This is a genomic window from Pseudomonas sp. URMO17WK12:I6, assembly GCF_003253625.1.
Classification (GTDB): Bacteria; Pseudomonadota; Gammaproteobacteria; order Pseudomonadales; family Pseudomonadaceae; genus Aquipseudomonas.
Genome location: NZ_QKYZ01000001.1, coordinates 467,044 through 488,689 on the forward strand (window position 1 = coordinate 467,044; position 21,646 = coordinate 488,689).

Here is a 21,646-nt window from a genome sequence, read left to right on the forward strand (position 1 = left end):
CTCAGTCTGATAACGTGCGTCTATCGATTGCAGCCGGTATGCTTGGCCCGCAACTTCATGGACGCTTGCTATGACTCTCACAGAATTACGCTACATCGTTACCCTCGCCCAAGAGCAGCACTTCGGTCACGCGGCCGAGCGTTGCCACGTCAGCCAGCCGACCCTGTCGGTGGGCGTGAAAAAGCTTGAAGACGAACTCGGTGTGCTGATTTTCGAGCGCAGCAAGAGCGCCGTGCGCCTGACCCCGGTCGGTGAAGGCATTGTTGCCCAGGCACAGAAAGTCCTGGAACAGGCCCAAGGCATCCGCGAACTGGCCCAGGCCGGCAAGAACCAGCTGACCGCGCCGCTGAAAGTCGGCGCGATCTACACCGTCGGCCCGTACCTGTTCCCGCACCTGATTCCACAACTGCACCGGGTCGCCCCGCAGATGCCGTTGTACATCGAAGAAAACTTCACCCACGTGCTGCGCGACAAACTGCGCAACGGCGAGCTCGACGCGATCATCATCGCCCTGCCGTTCAACGAAGCCGATGTACTGACGTTGCAGCTCTACGACGAGCCGTTCTACGTCCTGATGCCGGCCCAACACCCGTGGACGCAAAAAGAATCCATCGACGCCGCTCTGCTCAACGACAAGAGCCTGCTGCTGCTCGGCGAAGGCCACTGCTTCCGCGATCAAGTGCTGGAAGCCTGCCCGACCCTGGCCAAAGGCAACGACGGTGCCAAGCACACCACGGTGGAATCCAGCTCGCTGGAAACCATCCGCCACATGGTCGCCTCTGGCCTGGGCATTTCGATCCTGCCGCTGTCGGCGGTGGACAGCCACCACTACGCCCCCGGCGTGATCGAAGTGCGTCCATTGAGTGCGCCGGTGCCGTTCCGCACCGTAGCCATCGCCTGGCGCGCGAGCTTCCCGCGGCCCAAGGCGATTGAAATCCTCGCCGACTCCATTCGCCTGTGCTCGGTGGCCAAGCCGCCAGCGCCGGTGGTGGCCGGTTAAGTCGCTGTCATGACCGAGTTGTCGCAAGTGTCGGTGACGGCACTCAAGGGTGTCGGCGAAGCCATGGCCGAGAAACTCGCCAAGGTCGGTCTGGAGAATCTCCAGGACGTGCTGTTCCACCTGCCGTTGCGCTATCAGGACCGCACTCGCGTGGTCCCGATCGGCCATTTGCGACCCGGGCAAGACGCGGTGATCGAAGGCACCGTCAGCGGCGCCGATGTGGTCATGGGCCGGCGCCGTAGCCTGGTTGTTCGTCTGCAGGACAGCACCGGCGGGCTCAGCCTGCGCTTCTACCATTTCAGCAACGCCCAGAAAGAAGGCCTCAAACGCGGCACACGGATTCGCTGCTACGGCGAAGCCCGGCCCGGCGCCTCGGGGCTGGAAATCTACCACCCGGAATACCGCGCCATCACCGGTGACGAGCCGCCGCCGGTGGATGAAACCCTGACCCCGGTCTACCCGCTCACCGAAGGCCTGACCCAGCAGCGTTTGCGCCAATTGTGCATGCAAACCCTGACCCTGCTCGGCCCCAGCAGCCTGCCCGACTGGCTACCGACCGAACTGGCCAGGGATTATCAACTGGCGCCGCTGGCCGATGCGATCCGCTACCTGCATCACCCGCCCGCCGATGCTGACGTCGATGAGCTCGCCCTCGGTCATCACTGGGCCCAGCACCGCCTGGCCTTCGAAGAGCTGCTGACCCATCAACTGTCCCAGCAGCGCCTGCGCGAGAGCATGCGTGCCCTGCGCGCGCCGGCCATGCCCAAAGCCACGAAACTGCCACAACAGTATCTGGCTAACCTCGGCTTCACCCCGACCGGCGCCCAGCAACGGGTCGGCAACGAAATCGCTTACGACCTCAGCCAGCACGAACCGATGCTGCGGCTGATTCAGGGCGACGTGGGCGCGGGCAAAACCGTGGTTGCCGCCCTCGCCGCGCTTCAGGCGCTGGAAGCGGGTTATCAGGTCGCGCTGATGGCGCCCACCGAAATCCTCGCCGAGCAGCACTTCATCACCTTCAAGCGCTGGCTCGAACCGCTGGGCATCGAAGTTGCGTGGCTGGCGGGCAAGCTCAAGGGCAAAAACCGCGTGGCCGCGCTGGAGCAGATCGCGGGCGGCGCACCGATGGTGGTCGGCACCCACGCGTTGTTCCAGGACGAAGTGCAGTTCAAGAACCTGGCACTGGCGATCATCGACGAACAACACCGCTTCGGCGTGCAGCAGCGCTTGGCATTGCGGCAGAAAGGCGTCGGCGGGCGGATGTGTCCGCACCAGCTGATCATGACCGCCACGCCAATCCCGCGGACGCTGGCCATGAGCGCCTACGCCGACCTCGACACCTCGATCCTCGACGAACTGCCCCCCGGTCGCACCCCGGTGAACACGGTGCTGGTCACCGACACCCGGCGCGTCGAAGTGATCGAACGGGTGCGCGGCGCTTGTGCCGAGGGCCGTCAGGCCTATTGGGTGTGCACGCTGATTGAAGAATCGGAAGAGCTGACCTGCCAGGCCGCCGAAACCACACACGAAGACCTCACCGCCGCCCTCGGCGAGTTGAAGGTCGGCCTGATCCACGGCCGCATGAAGCCCGCCGAAAAAGCTGCCGTCATGGCCGAATTCAAGGCCGGCAACCTGCAACTGCTGGTCGCCACCACCGTGATCGAAGTTGGCGTGGACGTGCCCAACGCCAGCCTGATGATCATCGAAAACCCCGAACGCCTTGGCCTCGCACAATTGCACCAGTTGCGTGGCCGCGTCGGCCGGGGCAGCGCCGTCAGCCATTGCGTGCTGCTCTACCATCCACCGCTGTCGCAGATCGGCCGTCAGCGGCTGGGCATCATGCGCGAAACCAACGACGGTTTTGTCATCGCCGAAAAAGACCTCGAACTGCGCGGCCCCGGCGAAATGCTCGGCACACGCCAGACCGGCCTGCTGCAATTCAAGGTCGCGGACCTGATGCGCGATGCCGATTTACTGCCCGCCGTGCGCGACGCCGCCCAAGCCTTGCTCGAACGCTGGCCGGATCACGTCAGCCCGCTGCTCGACCGCTGGCTACGCCATGGGCAGCAATACGGCCAAGTGTGAGCACTGTCGCAGTTTCTGGACCCTGGCCTTAAACAAGCTGGTTATACTCCTGCAATTGTTTGAAAACGGATACAGACCATGACAGAAGCTGCCCTCGCCCCTGAAACCCCGCACGCTCCGTCTGTTATTCGGCTGCTGCTCGGCAAACTGGGCATCGCCTACCAGGAAGTCCTCGACCATCACGGCCTGAACGCCTCACGCAAAGTGCAGGCGGTTTTGCTGGACGATGCCGTCGGCGCGCTCATGGTGCTGTTTCCGCAAAGTCAATTGCTCGACCTCAACCGCCTCGCCGAACTCACCGGCCGCCGGTTGACCGCCGTATCCACCGAACGCCTGGTAAAAATGCTCGGCAAACACAGCCTGAGCCTGCTGCCCGGCCTGCCGGCGCTCACCAGCTCACCGTGCCTGTATGAAGAAAGCCTGCTGCGCGAACCGAAGTTGCTGATCAACTCGGGCGAGCCGGGCGTGCTGCTGGAAATCACCAGCGAAGATTTCAAAACCATGCTGACCAAGGCCAGCGCCGGCAACTTCGGCGAAGCCGTGCACAGCATCCGCCCGAACCTCGACCGCCCCGACGATGACCGCGAGGAAATCACCCAGGCCGTGCAAGCGTTCACCGCGCGGCGCATTCAGCAACGCCTGGAAGCGACCATCGAAATTCCGCCACTGGCCGAAACCGCGCAAAAAATAATCAAACTGCGGGTCGACCCCAACGCCACCATCGACGACATCACTGGCGTGGTCGAAACCGACCCGGCCCTGGCCGCGCAAGTCGTCAGCTGGGCGGCGTCGCCGTACTACGCCTCGCCGGGCAAGATTCGTTCAGTGGAAGACGCCATCGTCCGCGTGCTGGGTTTCGACCTGGTGATCAACCTGGCGCTGGGCCTGGCCCTGGGCAAAACCCTGAGCCTGCCCAAAGACCACCCGCAACACACCACGCCGTACTGGCAGCAATCGATCTACACCGCCGCCGTCATCGAAGGCCTGACCCGCGCCATGCCCCGCGCCCAGCGCCCGGAAGCCGGCCTGACCTACCTCGCCGGCCTGCTGCACAACTTCGGCTACCTGCTGCTGGCCCACGTCTTCCCGCCGCACTTCTCGCTGATCTGCCGCCACCTGGAGGTCAACCCGCACCTGTGCCACAGCTACGTGGAACAACACCTGCTGGGCATCAGCCGCGAACAGATCGGCTCATGGCTGATGCGCTACTGGGACATGCCCGAAGAGCTGGCCACCGCCCTGCGCTTCCAGCACGACCCAAGCTACGACGGCGACTACGCCGAGTACCCGAACCTCGTATGTTTGGCCGTGCGTTTGCTGCGTAGTCGCGGGATTGGTTCGGGGCCGGATGAAGACATTCCGGATGCCTTGCTGGAGCGTGTGGGGCTGACTCGCGACAAAGCCAACGATGTGGTCAGCAAAGTGCTTGAAGCTGAAGTGCTGCTGCGCGAATTGGCTTCGCAATTTAGCCAGGCCTAAAAGCATCGTCGGATCGCCGCCCGGACCAAGCCACGCTCCCACAGGACTCAGGTAATCCCTGTGGGAGCGGGCTTGCCCGCGATGAATCCACCTCGGTCTGACTGAAATACACCAACCCCTGTGGCGAGGGAGCTTGCTCCCGCTCGACTGCGCAGCAGTCGCAACCCAGCCGCCGCAGTGTGTCAGATACAACCGAAGTCTCAGGCTTTAGGGCCGCTTCGCAGCCCAGCGGGAGCAAGCTCCCTCGCCACAACAGCCCTTCCACTCTCAAGCCTTAGGCTTAGCCTTCCTAGGCTTCAAATACTTGGTCAACCCCTGAAACCAGATCACCAGCGCCGGGTTGCCCTTGATCTGAATCGACTTGTCCTGAATCCCCGTCATAAACGCCAGCTGCTTGTTCTTCGCCTGCATCGTGGCAAAGCCATACGCCGCGTCTTTAAAGGCAATCGCAAACGCAGGCTCGGCATACACGCCCGACTTGCTGGTAATGCGCTGGTCCTTCACAAAGAAATGCCGAGCCACCTTCCCGTCCAGGGTCTGTAGCTGAAACACCAACGCCTTGTCACCCAACTGCTGCTGAAACGCAGGATTAGTCCGACTGGCCTTACCCATCAACAAACCCAGCATCCACAGAAGAAAACGAAATTTCATGCGCACAGCCTCAAAAGAAAAATGAACGGCCGGCGCAGTGTAGCCGCTCCAAGCCAGAACGCCACCATCGTGTTGCGTTAGAAGAAGATGAACCGTTTTTCCCGCATGATGACCGCTAAGTCACGCTTTGCACTTCATTCTGAGGGACCCGACCTACACCTAAAGAAACACATTCCTGTAGGAGCTGCCGAAGGCTGCGATCTTTTGATCTTAATGCCCTCAAACCACTCGGACATTTCCTTCAAAACGCCGGGCTGTCCGTGAACTAGGCGACCTTGGCGTTCACCGATAACCTCTGTTCGTCACCGCAAAATCGGTGACTCGGACGTGCAAGTCCGGAATCGGCACACAATCGGTTATGGCTATTCATTGAGCGTTTTCTTATGCTCCCGAATCGTTATGGCGGCTGTGTGTGGGAGACCTTCGGGTCTGCCGGTTTGCCGATTCCGGTCTTGCACACCTATACACAGCTGCCACCTCATTCGAAGTGCAAGCGAAACGGTGCTAGCTCCTAATATCGGTACTACTCAAATGATCAAGCCAACACCGAATCCCCCAGAAAACCCAGCCACATCCCCCTACGAATCCTTAGATTCCAGAAAACTCCACGAAGCCGCCGAACGCGCCCTCGACCACCATTTCGCCCCACCACCCAACGAAAAACCCAAGCGCAAAGGCAAACTCTTCACCGTCTCCCCCGACATCGACACCGAAGCCCTCCTGGCCAACGCCTCCGAAGACCTGAAGTCCATCAGCGCCATCGCCGCCGACCTGGCCGATGACATCGAAGGCACCCGCCGCTCAGTCGCCCTGGCGCTCAGCAGAATGGCGGATGGAGTGCAGTTGTTGGTGGAGCGAGCGCTGGATCATATCGATTCGCCGAATCCGGCGGAGCATCGGGCTAAGGCATAAAGGGACCACAGAAAGAGAAAGGGGACGTTGAGTCCCCTTTCTCGATGATCTCGACTCACCACTGACAGCCTGTCTCTGGTGACGCCTCCATGCTGATATCCTGATCGAACGAATATTTCTTACCGGATTTGTAATTCGTGTAGTACATCGAGTTTACCCGAGCCCCCTGAGTCGCCCTTTCATACTCCCCCGTCACCACACCGTCAGAAACCTCCACCCAAGTCGTCGTGAACTGATAAGGCCCGTCCTCCGTCATGACTTCTTCCACAGTGTTCCGATAGACGAGAGGAATGGCCTTCTTTGACTTGCTATACCTAACCCCCGCGCCGCTCCATTGGGTGACCGAGTCGTAATAGGTTCTGAATTCGAAATTGATGTTTTTACCTTCCAGCGAACGGAAACACGAGACCTGTGTTGTGATCTCACTACGGGCCGTCAGCGGCAATACCAACAACAGCATTAAAAATAACTTCTTCACAGATCCCTCTGATCTCATTTTTTTGAAAACGATGACGTGCGAGCTTACCGCATGCCTAAAGTGAAAAATCCGAGACTTCTGCAAGCCGCCAACATTGCCCACGAACAAACTGATACTCGAAGACATAATCGGTATCCGGCTTCTGCAGGATCGCCGTGGCGTTGTTGCCCCGTTCTTCCTTGACGGTCAACGTAAGACCATCGGCCTCTCGTTTCCCGCGATCCGGGATGATTGGAAACTTGATCTGATCGCCGCTGACGCTGCGTTTTTCCATCTCAGGCTCGGGATCTCCCGCCACAGTCGTGACCATTTTCAGCGGTTGTTGGACGAAGGCTTTCTGCACGTCTGCGCGTTCGGAGAAAGCTGAGAGGAACGTTGAAAAGTCGGTCGAGGGGCAAGAGTCACTGGCCGCGTCACCATCGGCTTGTAGTGTCTTCTGACGGTTGCCCTGACCCAGTTTTGAATTCGCAATCATCTTTGCATCCAAGTCTGCCAAGCGCTTCTTAATGCTCGCCGCATCCTTGTAAGCACACTCGACTTCTACGTCATCTTCCAGATTTAGACCGTCGCGGCAGTTCTGCAACTCAGGGTCTGGCGGGTCACCGCGAAAAAACTGCAAGGACAAGTGATCGCCGTCCTTGAAGAGCGGCAGTTCCAGCACCGAATAGGAATCACCTTCGAAATGGCTGTGCGAGACTTTGTGTTTTGTCAGAACAAACATGGACTTCCCCGCTCGCTCAGGGAATTTGCGCTCGAAGAAGAACACCGAAGCAATTTGTTCGCCTTCGACCTTCCACACATAATTCAGCGAAGGCTTCACCGCATTCATGGGGGCGTAGAAAATTTCAGCATCAGGCACATGCACGCCCCCAACCTGACCTTTAAGGTTGTTCTTCAAAAAGAACACCGTGATCTTTTGATCACCCAACGAAGCAACCACCGGCGGATGCAGCTCGCCTATGGTTTGTAGGTCACTTGCCGATGCCGGTTGAGCCGACAAACCGACCATGCATCCGAGCGCAGCAATAAAACTTAAGAGCCTGGCCAATGCCAATCTTCAAATGTTTACGCTGATGGTTTCACGCTGCCTCAGGTGCGCTGCACTTCAGTTCTTTGATTTGCTCATTCTGAATCGGAATCACGCAGGCGAGGCGCTTCTCTCCGTCCCCACGAAGCTCGAACAAGCTGAGCGTCAGGTGTAAACCATCGGCAGCAAATGCATGATCCTCAAACAACGCACTGGCATAGCCATCCCAAAACGATTTGCCGTCAAAACTGCAAAACCGCTTGGAGGAAAGCACTCTCCAACCGCCGTTAGGCGCCAGAATCTGAACCGTCAAACAAGGGCTGCCAAAGGTGCTGACATAACGCGCCACGACATCGCCGAAGCGCTGGGAGCCGGACAGGAACACCTTGTTGAGATCAACCACATTACCCGGCTCATCAGCGACGATAGTGTCCAGATAAGCCGCACGCTCCAGGCTCATTCTGGCCACGCAGTTGTTGATAGTCGTAATATGCAGCGCCACACCGGGCTCGCTTTCCGTGGCTTCGAGCGGGCACGTGGTGTCGCGCAGCTTGATCCACGCGCGCTGGGCCTCTCTGGCCATCGCCATCAACGCCTTGCCCTGTTCAGGGTCGCGCCGCTGCTGAGACTCGAACCGCGCTAGCAGTTTCTTGTAACTAGCATTGAGCTGTACGTCGGCTTCTTTGCGTGCCGCTTCCACGCACAGATCGATCTGCCAGCTCACGGTGGTCTCTTTGCATTCGTCCTTGGCCATCGCGATGGAGGCAAACAGGCATCCAAAGGACAATGCGATACAGCGCACAAACATATTCAATTTTTCATTCCCTGAATTACAGATCGCTCAACTACACGTTGCGGAATTTTCTGCGCCTTGCCATCGGCGCTCATTGCGTCGCGGTATTGGCTGTAATAGCGCTGCGCTTCGTCTTCGCGACCAAGGCGCCACAGTGAATCGGCGATGTTCAACATCAACACTGTGCGTTTACCGAGCGCCTCAACGCCTCGATAAAACGCCAGCGCAAGCTCATCGTTTCCACCTTCAGCCAGGTAAAACCCAAGGTCGTTGAAACCTTGAACATTGCGCGCCGGTGGATGGCAAGCCATATACGCGTCCAGACTTATAGTGCCCAGACTCAATTCGAGGGCTTCCCCGCGGGATTCGACAGTCTCAATACTTGAGACCTGCTTCAGCAAATCCTTTGGAGAAGGCGTCTTCATGACAAGGTCAAGAACCTCCCCTTCACCGGAAGTCCATCGATTGCCCTCCCATTCGCCGTAGCAAAACCGAGCTACGTGTTGATGGAGCACGCAGCCAGTTTCCATCGAAATTAAATCGCAACTAGTCTCTTCTGTCGGGATCTCTTCGCCTTCCTGACCAATTACAACGCCATAAAGAGTCTGGTTAATCAGCAATGTTTTCTTGTCAGGACTTAGCCAGCCGTTATGCGTTTCGGTACCAACGTCGGAAACATAGAGGGGAAAAGTCTTGCCGTTCGCGGTAAACGAGGCGATCGCCGACTCCGGAACAGGCCTACTCCATGTCTTATCCTTCAGCGTCAATATGTGCCCGCCAACCCCGATGATTTGGGTGTCCTCGGCCAAGGTACTGGCTGAAGCCAACAGGCTCATTAGAATCATTGCCAACCTAAGGCTGCTGACGAAAAAAAGCTGTTTCACGAAAAATCCTTTTTATCTTTGGCTCGCCAGGCACTTGGCGTAACCGTCGGAAAACTACTCATCGAAAGACAATGCATCCGGTTCAAATACAGTGACTTGCCTTGAGCGCTTCCGCGCTTTGCGATCTCAAACGCTCCAGGTTTTCGATGCCCAACTGATTACCTTTGTCAGCAGCCATTTGATAACAGGCTAACGCCCGGGACACATCCTTCGTTCCCAACTCGCCACCCTCAAAGGTAGAAGCCAGATAATTCATCGCGTCAGCGGAGCCCATGGAAATAGCACGAATAACCTGCTTTTCTGCCTGCTCGGGATGCAGGCATGGGCCGCTATAGTCGGTGGAATTTCCTACGCAAAAAAACGTGGCATAAGCCAACGCTCCACTCGGTATTTTGGATGCCGCTTTGAACAAAGCCTCAACCTTGTTGGTTTCCAACTGGGACGCCATCTGCGAAAGACTCAAGCTTGCCGCCGACAGGCTCGCCTGAGCATCACCCGACTCTGCAGCACATACATAATTTTCCAAGGACGCTTCAATCAACTCCACAGTCAGAGGATATTGCTCAAGAAACCCTAACCCTCCTAAAGCCTCAGCACGTTGATAACAGAAATTCTCCGCGCGGCTCATTCCGGGGTTACCTGTTGCGACAAGATCCTTCTCACTGATCGACCAGTCTTCAATTCCCTCAAGTACCCAACATGCCTGGCGAGAGAAGTTGAAGATTTTTACATTGCTGTTGCCCGCCCGCTTATCCACCACATTGACGTGACTGTCGTCGACGTTCTCAATCTCAACCCCGACCGTCCCACTTGGACTGACAGGCGCCAGCAATGGGTAGGTCAGCGAAGCACCCTGCACTCCCGTTGTTACTGGCTCGAAGTCCGTCGGGCCCTTGCCCGCTATCGGCTTCAGTAACAGTTGCTTGACCGTCAGCGCCGTGAGACGCCGCTGAGACTCGCTATCGGCAGAAAACGCTGTCAGAAACGGAGTGAACTCCTCGGACGGGCAAACATCGTTGACCGGTGCCACTGCAGCATTTTTGTTGGCTGGGGGAGTTACCAGCTCAGGCGCGATTTTTTCCAGGGACGCCGATCGCTCACGGCTCATCCTGGCGATGCACAAATTAACGGTCGTCACATAAGCCGGTTGACCCGTCTCGATCTCGAACGCTTCCAAAGAACAACCAGTGTCCCGCAGCTTGAGCCAAGCTCGCTGCGACTCTTTGACCTTTGCGGCATACGCCGAGCCCAGCACAGGATCTGCCCGATACTGTGCTTCAAGCCGTGCCATCAACTGTTGATAACTGACATTCAATTGCGTATCAGCAGATTTTTTGGCCGACTCGGAACACGGTACCATTTCCAGACTAGAGGGAACCTGAGTGCAGTCATCCTGCGCATACACTGCCGAAGTCGGTAGCAACAGCGCGCCGACAAACGCAAAAACAAAACGCTTCACTGTGTTCAATCCTTGATTCATTCAGGTCATCAGGCCTTGCGCTTTGCAAAGCGAGTTGTGCATTGCTTGGGGACGTTCATCTCCCAGTAGGTACTGATCAACGCTTTGCGCTTGCCATCAACGCGCAGATTGACGAATCCATCACCGCAATCGGGCTGTAATTCCTGGAAGGTGCCGGTTTTGGGCTGGTAAACAAAAATCCTGTGGATGTTGTAAGTGCTCATGCCGTCATCAACCTGCCAGATCGCGAAATCTTTCACGCCGTCGAAATTGAAATCATCAATCTGCACACGTAGCTCGCTTTCGGCTTCAAAGGTGATTGTTCGGGATTCGCTGTGGCCATCGTTTGTAACCGATAACGCAAGCGAAGAGCCTTCCAATGTGAGTGTTACCTCTGCGCCTTGGGTTGGGCTGAAGGTAGTTACCTCGGCATGGGCCGACACCATCCACAACAGGCCAAGCAGCAACCCGCTTAAAAGCTTGAATCGCATGTGCTCGCCCTACTCCCACTTGCAGCCCATCCCAGGCGACCAAGCTTTGCCTGGCGCACATAAATCTGACCCTTATCTCTTACCGCGAGGGAATTATTGCATCCAAATATTTAGCTCGATCCAAGCTCATTCTTGCGATACATTTATTCAAATTCGCTGCATATAAAACCTTATCCCACTCATTTTCGAATCCTTCCAAAGAACAGTTCGTATCGCGTAGCTTTATCCACGCTCTCTGAGAGTCTTTCAACTTCCCCAAAAAAGCTTTATTCAACTCAGGCTGCGATTGATACTGAAAAATATATCTGGACTCCGCTCTATCAATTACTGCCTTGTAGCTTTCATTCAGTTTGGCGTCCGCTATTTCCATTTCCGCTTGCGCACACTGCGCGCTCTGCTCTTCAGCCATATTTTCAGCGCAAACATCTTGGGCGAAGCTCATTAATGGAAGTGACGCGCCAGCTAAAACAAAAATAACTACTCGAGTAACATTGTTGCAATTCATCCAACTCCTGCAATATTTAACAAAACTATAGCCACTTAAAAAAAACACCATAAAACAATCTACAACAAGTCTTAAAAATTTCACAACAAGCTCTCCATACCAATACCCAAAATTATTTCACCTAAGCACCTAACCACAACATCTCAAATATCAACTATGACTATTTCTAGTAAATCACTCTCGCCGCGGTTTAAAATCCTCAGGCTTTTCGTTTAGTTTGCCTACGGCATCAGGATAACTCATCAGCTCAGTCAACACAGTCAACGCGTTCGTGTAAGCTTGGTAGCGCGTCACAATTCCGTAAACACTTTTTATCTTGCTAGGATCTGGCATCGGCCGGCCATAGTTTACAGTTGATGCAACTTGCCCAAACGACTCACAAGTATAATAAACGTAATTTTTTGTACCTACCTGCTCGGTATCGCGCACCAAAACAGGACTCTTGTCGGCAAATTGAGCTGCGCCTGTCCAAGCCCAATAAGCACCTGCACTCATTGCCGCATCGTGACCTTTATCACCTACATCACTCCTCCACCGAATCATTTCGGATGTTAATCCTTTGGATGTCAGAGCGGCATCAGCCAAGTAACTCTTATCCCTAGTTTTGTCCGCAGATTTTGCCGCTGCTGAAAGCGATTTCGCCGTCGATTCGGAGATCTTGCGCCCTCGGAATCTCCAGTATTTTACATAGTTATCTGGCCAAGTTAGCTGGAAGAATCCTCGTCCATCCCACGGAGAATATCTTGCGCTAGAATCATTTTCATGTAGCTTGCCAAACCACTGCGTTTCTTGAGTTGAGTTTCCAAAAAAAGCAGCCATTCTGAACGGACTACCACTAATTAAAAACTTTCGCAGCGCTTTATTTAAGTCATCTTTCACTGTAGAAATTTTTGACTTTGTGGCTGTACCTATCGCGACAGCTTCAAAAAGCCACCCACTATTACCTTTGCGCAATATATTTGAAGGGAGCAACTGCGTTAATTCCCTCTCGCTCAACCAACCACACTTTCTAAAAGCACCTACAAATTCTTTTGGTGGGAAATGCCAATGCTTCGATCCGATACCCGCCAAGCCTGCATCTTCCCAAAAAGCCATCGCTTTCTGGTGGGATTTTAGTTTATCGTAATCACCCTTTGGCATAGCCGGCCCCAACTCCGACTCTTGTTTCAACCAACCGTAACGGATATCAAAGTCATTACCCCCCCCACTCACTTGGAAACTTAAATATGCATCGCTTAAGTTTTTCCTTAGAGCTCTCCTTTTCAATAATTTCTTGATTATGCTTCTTAATACGATAGCTCTTGCTATATACGTGGTCTTCTTCTGGCTTGGCCGGAACATGCTTAAAGTCAGGAGCCTTGGATATTTCCACTATGTTCCTAGAAGGCGGATACAATGGATCCTCATCCAACTTCAACAACTCCCGCAAATATGGTGACTGACAGTGACTATCTTCATCAGCATCATCATCAACCAACTTCCAACCCGACCATTGAGGGAAATCAGCGTCACTGAAACAAGTTACAGTGCTGCTGTTCAAATTAACCCAAGCATTTCCATCAGAGAATGCGATCTTGCGCCAATGTGCCGCATTCGTCGGCGCGAGCGCATCCGAGCCAAGTACACGGCCAAATCGGAGAAGTTCATAACCTGCACTTGGACAATCTGGAAAGCGGTCTACAGACGTTTCATAAAGATTATATTCGAAGTTCTTCTCTTCTTTCTGCTCTCCCAAACACTCACCGTCAAGCGTAAAGGTACTTAACAGACACTGTCCGCGGCTATAGCTCATACGGACAAATAGACCGTCCGCAGGAAGACGCACACAACTAGACATATTATTTGTATCTGTCCATTGGCCTGGCCGCTCCGCATACCCGAGGACTTCAGGAGGCAAATAAAAATACATGTCCCCCCAGCAGCTCTCCCTCCTCCCGGAGATTGTCTGATATGACAGTTCTCTTTCTGTACGACCTATTAAATTTTTTACTTGGCTATCATCAGCAATAATTTCAAAATGAATCTTATTTTCTGCTCCATAAATTTTCCCAGCCTCTCCGAGCACTTCTTTGCGATAAATCTGCATGCCCTTCTTCGGATCTTTCACCGTTATTTTTGAAAGATGCATGTAGATCGAGTAGAAAACCACCTTCGAATTTGCACCCTCACCAATCTCGGTTTCGTGCCGAAGAACAATGCAGCCATTGTCCGTCCAGCCGCTGTAATTCAGAGGAGCATCTTCACTCGTGTCCACGGGTGCTGGCTCGCGGAAGTAGGCCAGGGTTCCATCCGCAATCGCGCGTACCGGCAGTGCACGCCCAGCCTCTTTAGGGGCCTTCAGGTGAGTACCGCCATGCCAGTTCAAATCAAAGCTAATCGGGAAAAAGCCATCACCCGGTTCACCGCAAAGCATCGCTCGATTCAAATACGCTTCGTCACTCTCTCCAGCAGTCGGTGCAGGAAGAAATGGAGGGCTAATCAACATAGGTGTGATCCATCTTTAATCAATTTTTTCAAATCCATTGAGCGCTGACTTCACAGCGATAACAGGTACTTTGTCTTAGGTTTAGGTTCCTCAGGCACATTCCCCAACGCCTGATCCATCAAACTCCCCGCCTTATCCTTATCCGCAGCCCCCGGCAGCACCGGTGGCTTAATCCCAATCCCGGTCCCACTCCCCGCCGATCCACCGGCATTAATCTTCACCACCGGCCCAACCACGGTAACCCCACCGGCATCGAGCTTGATGAAGCTTCCGCCCGCCTTTACGGTCAGTTCCATCCCGGCTTCGATGACGATTTTGTCCCCTGCCTTGAGGTGTATTTCCTTCCCGGCACTGGTCAGCTGAGCAGTCCCCAACTTCACATGCTGGTTCTGCCCAACCGTCAGGTGGTCATCCATCCGCGCTTCGGTCTTGCGATCAGCAATCGTGGTGCGGTGTTCTTCGGCCTTCAGCTCGGTGTAGGTGTTCTTCACCACTGTGTCGTGGCGTTCATTCCCCACCCGAATCTTCTGGTCGTGCTCGACGTTTTCATCCCAATCCCGCTGGGCATGGATGAAGATCTGCTCCGCCCCTTTCTTGTCTTCAATCCGCAGTTCGTTGTACCCGCCGCCCCCCGGTGAGCTGAGGGTTTTGAAGACGGTGCGGGTTTTGTTCGCCGGCAGGTCGTAGGGAACCTGGTTTTCCTTGTGGTACAGGCAACCGGTTACCAGCGGTTGGTCGGGGTCGCCTTCGAGGAAGGTGACGAGGACTTCCATGCCGATGCGCGGGATGGCGATGGCGCCGTAGCGGTCGCCGGCCCAGCTCGAAGAGACGCGCATCCAGCAGCTGGTTTTGTCGTCGGCCAGGCCTTCGCGGTCCCAGTGGAATTGCACTTTGATGCGGCCGTATGGGTCGCAGTGGATTTCTTCTCCTTTGGGGCCGGTGACCATGGCAGTCTGGCTGCCGAGGACGCGGGGTTTTGGGTGTTCCAGGGCCGGGCGGTAGAACACGTTCCACGGGGTGGCGAGGAAGCGGTTGCGGTAGCCCTGGTGGAAGTCGTCTTTGTTGTCGGTGGTGTCGCTGGTCACCGCCTCTTCGAGCACTTGCGGCTGTTTGCCTTCGTGGACGATTTCGGTGAGCAGCCAGAGGTCGTTCCACTCGGTGCGCGGGTGGTCGGAGATTTCCAGGAAGTGGCCGCTGACGAGGGTGGTCTGGTCGCCATGGCCTTCGGCTTGCTGGTAGTCGGCGCGGTGGCGTTCCAGGGCGCGCTGGCTGAGGAATTTGCCGCGGGCGCGGTCGAGGAAGCGGCCGGGGTAGTCGTAGTCTTCGAGGTCCGGTTCGGTGCTTTCACCGTCGGGTTTGTACGCCGCTTCGAGTCGCAGGTTGGGCTTTTCGAAGTCGTAGTCGCGGCGGGTGACGCGGCCGGTGCGGGTTTCCAGGCGCAGTTTGAAGCCTTTGATCACTGGCTCGTCGGCGACCATGCCGCTGCCCTGTACGTAGGCGGTGGGCTGGCCGAGTTTGGGGAACACGGTCTGGTCGTCGCCGAACACCAGCAGGTGGGCTTTTTCGCTGTGCTGGAAGTGGTAGTGAATGCCTTCTTCTTCGCACAGGCGCTGGACGAAGTGCAGGTCGGTTTCATCGTACTGCACGCAGTAGTCGCGATCCGGGCACGGGGTGCTCAGCTGGAAGCGGTAGGCGTTGCCCTTGATGCCGTGTTCTTCGAGGATCAGCGCGATGATTTTCGGCGCCGACATCTGCTGGTAGATGCGCTGGTTGGTGCGGTGATGCAGGTATTGCAGGTGCGGCACCAAGGAGATTTTGTAGCGAGTCAGGCGCTTGCCGGCATCGCCTTGGGCGACGCGGTAGATCTGGCCGTGGATGCCAGAACCCTTCGGATCAAACGCCAGAAAGGCTTGCTTGTGCAGGAGATTTTCCAGGTCCAGGTCCGGGTTTTCGCTGACCAGTTCCAGGTCGAAGCGATACGGCTGGCTGATGCCTTCGGTGCCGGTGAACGACAGCACTTGCAGGTCGCCGACGTAGTCTTCGACTGTGAGGCTGAAGTGCGTTTCGTTAGCTGAGTTGAACATTGCTTGCTCCCTGTTCGGTAGTCATCCGTTACGCCCGCAGTCGAAGGCGTTGCAGCAAAGACGAAGTGGCGCCCAGGGCGTCACGCAATTGGGCGGCGGTGATGGTGCGCTTGGCCGCATCGAAAGCCAGCGCCGTTCGCAGGGCTGGCCAGCAGTGTTTGGGTAGATTCCGAGGTGCGTGCAGCTCGCGGTCGAGGTGGCCGTCGCGGGCCTCGGTCGACGGCAAGCGGCGGAACGGGTGTTTGCCGCCCGCCAATTCATAGAGCACGCAGGCCACGCCGTACACGTCCGCGCTGGCCGAGAGTGGCTGGCCTTCAAGCAGTTCGGGGGCGGCGTAGCCGGGGGTCCAGGCGTTGAAGCGGTCGCGGCTCAGGTGCGGCAGGCCGGGCAAGATGCCCTCTTCGGCCTGGCCGAGGCCGTAGTCGAACAGACGCACGCCCTCTTCGCTGAGCATCACGTTGCTCGGTTTCATGTCGCCGTGCAGCACGCCGCGGGCGTGGGTGTAGGCCAGCGCGTCGAGCAGCGGCAGCGCGATGTCGCGCAGCTCGAACCACGGCAGGCCCAGGGGCCGCTCGCAGAGTAATTTGTCCAGGGTCAGCCCACGCATGAGTTCCATGGTGATGAAGGCACGCTGGCAGTCGGTGTCCACTTCAAAGGTGTGCAAACGCAGCACGTTGTCGTGGCGCAGTCGTCGGGTCAGGGTGAACTCGCTGTAGAGCAAGGCACTGGCGTCCGGCGATTCGGCAAATTCTTCGCTGAGGATTTTCAGCGCAATGTAAGGGTCGGGATCGCCGAACTGTTCGCGCAGCAGATCCCGTGCACGGTAAACCGCGCCCATGCCACCAGCCCCGAGCAGACGCTCGATGCGGTAACGTCCCGCGAGCACGTCGGGCAGTTCACCAATGCTGGCCCGGGTCGGCGCCAGCGCAGGTTTGGCCTGATGCGGCTTTCCGTTTAGCGACGTGGCGAAAGCGAAGTAAGTCAGGTTATTGGCTTCTTCCTCGGTCACCAGCAGGTCGTCGATCGGTGGCATGAGTTCAGTCATTGGCGGATCACCACGGCAGTCAGGTTATCCCGGGCCGAGCCACGCAGAGCGCCGTCGAACAGACGCTCCAGCGCAACGTGCGGCGCGGTCAGGCTCAGGGCGTTGCCCAGGGCATCGCTAGTCAGCCCTTGATACAAACCGTCGCTGCACAACAGAAACGCATCGCCGGGATAGACCTCGAGTTCCAACACATCCAGCGTCAGTTGCTCGGCAGCGCCGACCGCACGGGTCAGCGCATGAGCGGCAGGATGCGCGCGAGCGTCTTCGACGCTCATGTTCTGTTCGTCGATCAGTTGTTGTTGCAGCGAATGGTCCTTGGACAGCTGATACAAACGCTGGCCGCGCCACAGGTAGCAGCGGCTGTCGCCGGCCCAGATGCAGGCCGCGCGATTACCTTCCACCAGCAGCGCCACCACGGTGCTGCCCATGATGCTGTCGTGACGGCCGGCGGTGACGGTCAACTCCTGACCCAAGCGGCGGTTGAGCCAGTGCAAGCACTGGCGAATGCCTTTGAGTCGTTCGTCGAAGTCGTCCTGCACCGGCAATTCCGCCAGGCTGGCGACGATCAACTGGCTGGCGATGTCGCCACCCTGATGACCGCCCATGCCGTCCGCGACCACCCACAGCCCCTGCTGTGGACAGTCGAGAAAGGCATCTTCGTTGCGCGCCCGAACCTTGCCCGGATCGGTACGCGCAGCGCTGCGCCAGGGGCTGGCAACCAGCATCAGAGCTGCACCGGCATACGGAAGGTGCGCAGCACGCCCATGTCGAACGGGTTCGGCGTGCGCTGGCTCGACAGCAAGTAGTTGGCGCGCAGGCCACCCACGTCAGCCTTGAGCACCAGCACGTCGCGACCGGTCAGGTACTCGGTCTGCATCAGGTCGAACAGACGGAACAACGACCATGGGCCGGTGTTCTTCTCGATGCCGATCGGGCGGCCAGCCATTTTGTCGAGAACCAGGCTGGTGCGACCGTCTTCGGCATCGGTCGGCCATTTGAACGACACCGGCACGATCGGGCCGTGGCGGTATTCGATGGTCTTGTCGCCAAACTTGAACTCGGAACGGCTGACCGCCGGGTCGAGGGTGTACGGCTCCAGTTTGAACTGCACTTGCGGCTCGGCCGGGTTGATGGCGAAGAAGCTCTGGCGGATCACTTGTGCCGCGGCCATCTGGTCGAGGTAGACCTTGGAGATCGGCATGCTGTGACCGTCAATGCTGCGCAGGCGGTAGTTGCCTGGGTCGCCACTGACGAATGGACGCATGTAGGTATCAAAGAACCGATCGGCGATGCCCTGGGCCTTGAAGAACTCGCGGAAATCGCTGATCGCGACGTCGCTGGTGCTGTGGGCGCTGAACGGGTAACGCTTGTTGATCGCCTTGCCGTAGAAGCTGTACAGCTCGCTCTGATAACGCTGGTTCAGGTACTGGTAAGAATCGTTGAGCACCAGACGCCAGGTGTCCTCGGCCAGCACGTTGAACCACACGCTGACAGGGCGCGGTAGACGGTTCGACGCATTGCGCAGGGTGCTCAGCGCATCACGCTGGCCGCTCATGCGGGTCTTGGCCATTTCAAACGCAGCCTGCTCTGGCGAACTGGCGCGGGCCAGGCTTGCCATTTGCATTTGCAGGTCGTTGAGTGCTTGCAGGGCCGGAGTCAAATCAGCGGCCGGGCCGTTGTTGTCATCCAGCAAGCGGTGCAGCGGTTCGAAGCGACGTTGCAGGGATTTCTTCGCGGTGTCCGGCAGGTTTTTGGTCGCGGCCATGTCAGACGCCGCGTCCGCTGCGGCCGACGCCAGTTTGCCCAACTTGCCGAGCTTGCCCTTCTGCTCGCCCAGTTTCGCGGCGGCATCGGCGGCTTCATCAACCGGTTCGGCTTCCGCCGGGAAACGGGTGTTCTCGCGCACTTCCACCAGCAGTTGCAGCACCGGGGAATTGGCCGACGTCAGGCCCGCCAGTTGCTCGGCACCCTCACTGAAATCGCTGATCGCGGGCAGAGCCACCTGGCCGACCGCTTCGCTCCAGAAGTTGGCGTAGTCGCGGAAGTACAGCTGCTCCAGCTCGACCATCAGGCGACGCAAGTCCATGCCGCTGATGCCCGAGCCTTCGCCCAGCACCCAGTTATCACGCAGGATATCGGTGACCAGCGCCGAACCCTGGACCGAGAAATACTGCTGATAACCCTGTTGGGTGTAGAACCCCGGAATCACGTAATCGGTGCCGACAAACAACGAACCCTGCGGGCCGATGTGTTGGCTCAGGCGGTATTCCGGCAGGTTGCGAGCCTGCTCGCGCAGCATCCGGTAAACCACGTTGGCCAGCGACTCGCTGCGCAGCACCTGACGCGCCTGCGCCACCAGCTGTTCGTTGAGCGGGTAGATAAACGGCTGCTTGAGCAAACGCTCGAAGTGGGTGTTCAAACCGTTCTGCACCGCGGTGTTGCCGGCGTAACGCTGGGACCATTCGGTAGCGACCCAATCCTTGAGCCATGCCGCATCGCGGCGATCTTTCATGTTCAGCATCAGGTATGCGCGCAGGCTGTTGAGCAGGCGTTCGCGGTCCTTCATGTTGGCGCGGATCTGCCCTTCCAGCAGCGTCGCAACCCGTGGCAGCAGTTGCGCTTCGAGTTCACGCTCATAGGCGCTCTTGACCACCGGGTTGGCGTCTTCGCCTTGGTACAGGCCACCACGTTCGTGGTACGACACGTCACCTTTGTTCGGGAACACTTGTGTCGCCGCGTAGCTGGTGTCGAGGGTCTTGAGCACCGCCATGGAATCATCGCGCGCAGTCAGGGCCGAGCGTTGCTGGTTCCAGGTTTGTGCCAGGGAACGCAGGTTTTCCAGACGCTCATAGTTGGCCGAGAAGCCGCCCGCCCAGAGCATGCCGAACAGCGCCAATGCCGCCAGTGCGCCCACGTACAGGGCACGTTGACCCCAGTGGATGCGGCTGCGCTCGCGCTTGTCCAGACCGGCCAGGTCGGCCTCGGGGAAGATCACCCGGCTGAGCAAATGGTGAATGAACCGCGAACGGCCGCTGCGCAGGGTTGGCAGCATGCCGGCGCTCATGCCCAGGTTGGCGCCGATACTGGCGGTGGTCTGGTCCATCTGTTGAGTCAGGTGCGGTGCGCTGGTCAGGTAGAAACCGCGCAACTGGCTGACACGCTGGTAGCGGTTGCCGGTGAACGCCAGGTCGACGAACAGGCACAGGCGCTCGCCGATCTGCCCCAGTTGATGCGGGAAGTCGAGGATGCGGCCACGGCGCTGGGTGTCGCGCTCCTGGTGCATGCGCATGATCACCTGGCTGTTGAGGCGACGCAGCAGCTCTTCGAACTCGGCGCGCAGCACGGCCACATCGGTGCCGCTCTGCTCTTTGCGGAAGCTGGTGCCGAGGACCTGATCGCTTTCTTCGCGGGTCAGTTGATCGAAGAACTCGTCGAAACCGAGCAGGCGATCGGCCTTGCTCAACACCAGATAAATCGGCACATCGACGTGCAGTTTCTGATGCACGTCTTGCAGGCGCGCACGCACCTGGCGGGCCAGGGTTTCGAGGTCCTGCTCGCTGCCGCCCAGCAGGGTTTCCACCGGAATGGTCACCAGCACGCCGTTCAACGGGCGGTTGCGGCGACGCTTGCGCAGCAGGTCGAGCAAGGTGCTCCAGGCACTGCCATCGACTTCGGCATCCGGCTGGGTCAGGTAACGCCCGGCGGTGTCGATCAGCACGCCGTGGTCGGCGAAGTACCAGTCGCAGTGCCGCGTGCCGAGGGTGTCGCGGGTGAGTTTGCGGTCGATCTTGTTGATCGGAAACTCAAGGCCCGAGAAGTCCAGCAGGCTGGTCTTGCCGCTGCCCTGCGGGCCGATCAGCAAGTACCACGGCAAATCACTGCGCCAGCGTTCGCTGCGGCCGCGATACAGGCTCGAGGTTTTCAGGGTTTTCAGGGCGTCCTTGAAACGCACCTTCAACTCTTTCTCTTCTTCGTCGATCAGCTCTTCACGGCGGATACGGTCCTGGCCGTCTTCGGTGGCTTCCACAGCTTTTTTGCGCACACCGGCGCGCCAGCTGACGAAGACCATGGTCAGGCCCCAGATCAGGAACAGCACACTGATGGTCAGCAAACGGGAGGTCGAACCTTCCCAGAACTTGTAGTCATTGACCGCCAGCAGCGGGCCGACGAACCACACCAGCAGCGCAACGAACAGCACCAGCAACAGGGTCCAGACCCAGGTCTGGCGCAGGAATGCGCCGACTTTCTTGAAAAACTTTTTCATCACA

At 57.5% G+C, this 21,646-nt stretch carries 18 protein-coding genes; 4 read left to right on the plus strand and 14 right to left on the minus strand.

The genetic code is table 11. From position 1 onward, the window contains the following. Positions 1-70: 70 nt before the first annotated feature. The 3 genes from F475_RS02265 (at position 71) to F475_RS02275 (ending at position 4,564) form a co-directional block, all read left to right on the plus strand. A complete protein-coding gene (locus tag F475_RS02265) occupies positions 71-1,000 on the plus strand; it encodes a hydrogen peroxide-inducible genes activator (RefSeq protein ID WP_008007618.1) in 930 nt (309 codons plus the stop codon). A gap of 9 nt (positions 1,001-1,009) precedes the next feature. Next, on the plus strand, positions 1,010-3,085 hold the full coding sequence (gene recG, locus F475_RS02270) for an ATP-dependent DNA helicase RecG (protein ID WP_111453048.1): 2,076 nt from the start codon (positions 1,010-1,012) through the stop codon (positions 3,083-3,085). Positions 3,086-3,163: 78 nt separating this feature from the next. Beyond that, positions 3,164-4,564 carry an aminoacyl-tRNA deacylase and HDOD domain-containing protein gene (locus F475_RS02275; protein WP_064621108.1) on the plus strand — a complete coding sequence of 467 codons (1,401 nt, stop codon included), beginning with the start codon at positions 3,164-3,166 and terminating at the stop codon, positions 4,562-4,564. A 267-nt stretch (positions 4,565-4,831) separates the two neighbouring features. Here the strand turns inward: F475_RS02275 and F475_RS02280 are convergent, their stop codons facing one another. Beyond that, positions 4,832-5,215 (minus strand): hypothetical protein, encoded by a 384-nt coding sequence (locus tag F475_RS02280; RefSeq protein ID WP_018927473.1) that lies wholly within the window; start codon positions 5,213-5,215, stop codon positions 4,832-4,834. 531 nt (positions 5,216-5,746) lie between these two features. Here F475_RS02280 and F475_RS02285 point away from each other — a divergent pair. Next, positions 5,747-6,127 carry a DUF6124 family protein gene (locus F475_RS02285; protein WP_064621110.1) on the plus strand — a complete coding sequence of 127 codons (381 nt, stop codon included), beginning with the start codon at positions 5,747-5,749 and terminating at the stop codon, positions 6,125-6,127. A 55-nt stretch (positions 6,128-6,182) separates the two neighbouring features. Here F475_RS02285 and F475_RS02290 read toward each other — a convergent pair whose 3' ends face one another. The 13 genes from F475_RS02290 to tssM form a co-directional block, all read right to left on the minus strand. After that, the gene (locus F475_RS02290; RefSeq protein WP_064621111.1) at positions 6,183-6,605 is read right to left on the minus strand and encodes a hypothetical protein; all 423 of its coding nucleotides are present in this window, start codon (positions 6,603-6,605) and stop codon (positions 6,183-6,185) included. A 55-nt stretch (positions 6,606-6,660) separates the two neighbouring features. Beyond that, on the minus strand, positions 6,661-7,653 hold the full coding sequence (locus F475_RS02295) for a hypothetical protein (RefSeq protein WP_256597035.1): 993 nt from the start codon (positions 7,651-7,653) through the stop codon (positions 6,661-6,663). Between the two features lie 31 nt (positions 7,654-7,684). After that, entirely contained in the window at positions 7,685-8,440 is a 756-nt protein-coding gene (locus F475_RS02300; protein WP_111453050.1) for a lysozyme inhibitor LprI family protein, read from the minus strand. 2 nt (positions 8,441-8,442) lie between these two features. Continuing rightward, positions 8,443-9,309: a type IV pilus biogenesis/stability protein PilW gene (locus tag F475_RS02305; RefSeq protein WP_230138909.1), complete on the minus strand. Its 867-nt coding sequence runs from the start codon at positions 9,307-9,309 to the stop codon at positions 8,443-8,445. An 82-nt stretch (positions 9,310-9,391) separates the two neighbouring features. Continuing rightward, a complete protein-coding gene (locus F475_RS02310) occupies positions 9,392-10,789 on the minus strand; it encodes a lysozyme inhibitor LprI family protein (protein ID WP_177431083.1) in 1,398 nt (465 codons plus the stop codon). 8 nt (positions 10,790-10,797) lie between these two features. Beyond that, a complete protein-coding gene (locus F475_RS02315) occupies positions 10,798-11,259 on the minus strand; it encodes a hypothetical protein (protein WP_111453052.1) in 462 nt (153 codons plus the stop codon). A 79-nt stretch (positions 11,260-11,338) separates the two neighbouring features. Further along, positions 11,339-11,848, minus strand: coding sequence for a lysozyme inhibitor LprI family protein (locus tag F475_RS02320; protein WP_111453053.1), 510 nt, complete (start codon positions 11,846-11,848; stop codon positions 11,339-11,341). 90 nt (positions 11,849-11,938) lie between these two features. Continuing rightward, a complete protein-coding gene (locus F475_RS02325; RefSeq protein ID WP_146602927.1) occupies positions 11,939-12,904 on the minus strand; it encodes a hypothetical protein in 966 nt (321 codons plus the stop codon). A gap of 55 nt (positions 12,905-12,959) precedes the next feature. Continuing rightward, positions 12,960-14,249 carry a M23 family metallopeptidase gene (locus tag F475_RS02330; protein ID WP_111453055.1) on the minus strand — a complete coding sequence of 430 codons (1,290 nt, stop codon included), beginning with the start codon at positions 14,247-14,249 and terminating at the stop codon, positions 12,960-12,962. A gap of 50 nt (positions 14,250-14,299) precedes the next feature. Beyond that, complete coding sequence (locus tag F475_RS02335) at positions 14,300-16,333, minus strand: type VI secretion system tip protein VgrG (RefSeq protein WP_111453056.1); 2,034 nt, start codon at positions 16,331-16,333, stop codon at positions 14,300-14,302. A 28-nt stretch (positions 16,334-16,361) separates the two neighbouring features. Further along, complete coding sequence (locus tag F475_RS02340) at positions 16,362-17,378, minus strand: serine/threonine-protein kinase (protein ID WP_177431084.1); 1,017 nt, start codon at positions 17,376-17,378, stop codon at positions 16,362-16,364. Then, on the minus strand, positions 17,375-18,103 hold the full coding sequence (locus F475_RS02345; protein ID WP_019580447.1) for a PP2C family serine/threonine-protein phosphatase: 729 nt from the start codon (positions 18,101-18,103) through the stop codon (positions 17,375-17,377). The genes F475_RS02340 and F475_RS02345 overlap by 4 nt, the downstream gene beginning before the upstream one ends. Continuing rightward, complete coding sequence (tssM, locus tag F475_RS02350) at positions 18,103-21,642, minus strand: type VI secretion system membrane subunit TssM (protein ID WP_168206147.1); 3,540 nt, start codon at positions 21,640-21,642, stop codon at positions 18,103-18,105. Before tssM ends, F475_RS02345 begins: the two co-directional genes overlap by 1 nt. Positions 21,643-21,646 lie beyond the last annotated feature (4 nt).

Bases quoted from the DNA above. Each gene is read 5' to 3' on its own strand.
- F475_RS02265 (WP_008007618.1), top strand. From the start codon at position 71: ATGACTCTCACAGAATTACGCTACATCGTTACCCTCGCCCAAGAGCAG.
- recG (WP_111453048.1), top strand. From the start codon at position 1,010: ATGACCGAGTTGTCGCAAGTGTCGGTGACGGCACTCAAGGGTGTCGGC.
- F475_RS02275 (WP_064621108.1), top strand. From the start codon at position 3,164: ATGACAGAAGCTGCCCTCGCCCCTGAAACCCCGCACGCTCCGTCTGTT.
- F475_RS02280 (WP_018927473.1), bottom strand. From the start codon at position 5,215: ATGAAATTTCGTTTTCTTCTGTGGATGCTGGGTTTGTTGATGGGTAAG.
- F475_RS02285 (WP_064621110.1), top strand. From the start codon at position 5,747: ATGATCAAGCCAACACCGAATCCCCCAGAAAACCCAGCCACATCCCCC.
- F475_RS02300 (WP_111453050.1), bottom strand. From the start codon at position 8,440: ATGTTTGTGCGCTGTATCGCATTGTCCTTTGGATGCCTGTTTGCCTCC.
- F475_RS02310 (WP_177431083.1), bottom strand. From the start codon at position 10,789: ATGAATCAAGGATTGAACACAGTGAAGCGTTTTGTTTTTGCGTTTGTC.
- F475_RS02315 (WP_111453052.1), bottom strand. From the start codon at position 11,259: ATGCGATTCAAGCTTTTAAGCGGGTTGCTGCTTGGCCTGTTGTGGATG.
- F475_RS02325 (WP_146602927.1), bottom strand. From the start codon at position 12,904: ATGCCAAAGGGTGATTACGATAAACTAAAATCCCACCAGAAAGCGATG.
- F475_RS02330 (WP_111453055.1), bottom strand. From the start codon at position 14,249: ATGTTGATTAGCCCTCCATTTCTTCCTGCACCGACTGCTGGAGAGAGT.
- F475_RS02335 (WP_111453056.1), bottom strand. From the start codon at position 16,333: ATGTTCAACTCAGCTAACGAAACGCACTTCAGCCTCACAGTCGAAGAC.
- F475_RS02340 (WP_177431084.1), bottom strand. From the start codon at position 17,378: ATGACTGAACTCATGCCACCGATCGACGACCTGCTGGTGACCGAGGAA.
- F475_RS02345 (WP_019580447.1), bottom strand. From the start codon at position 18,103: ATGCTGGTTGCCAGCCCCTGGCGCAGCGCTGCGCGTACCGATCCGGGC.
- tssM (WP_168206147.1), bottom strand. From the start codon at position 21,642: ATGAAAAAGTTTTTCAAGAAAGTCGGCGCATTCCTGCGCCAGACCTGG.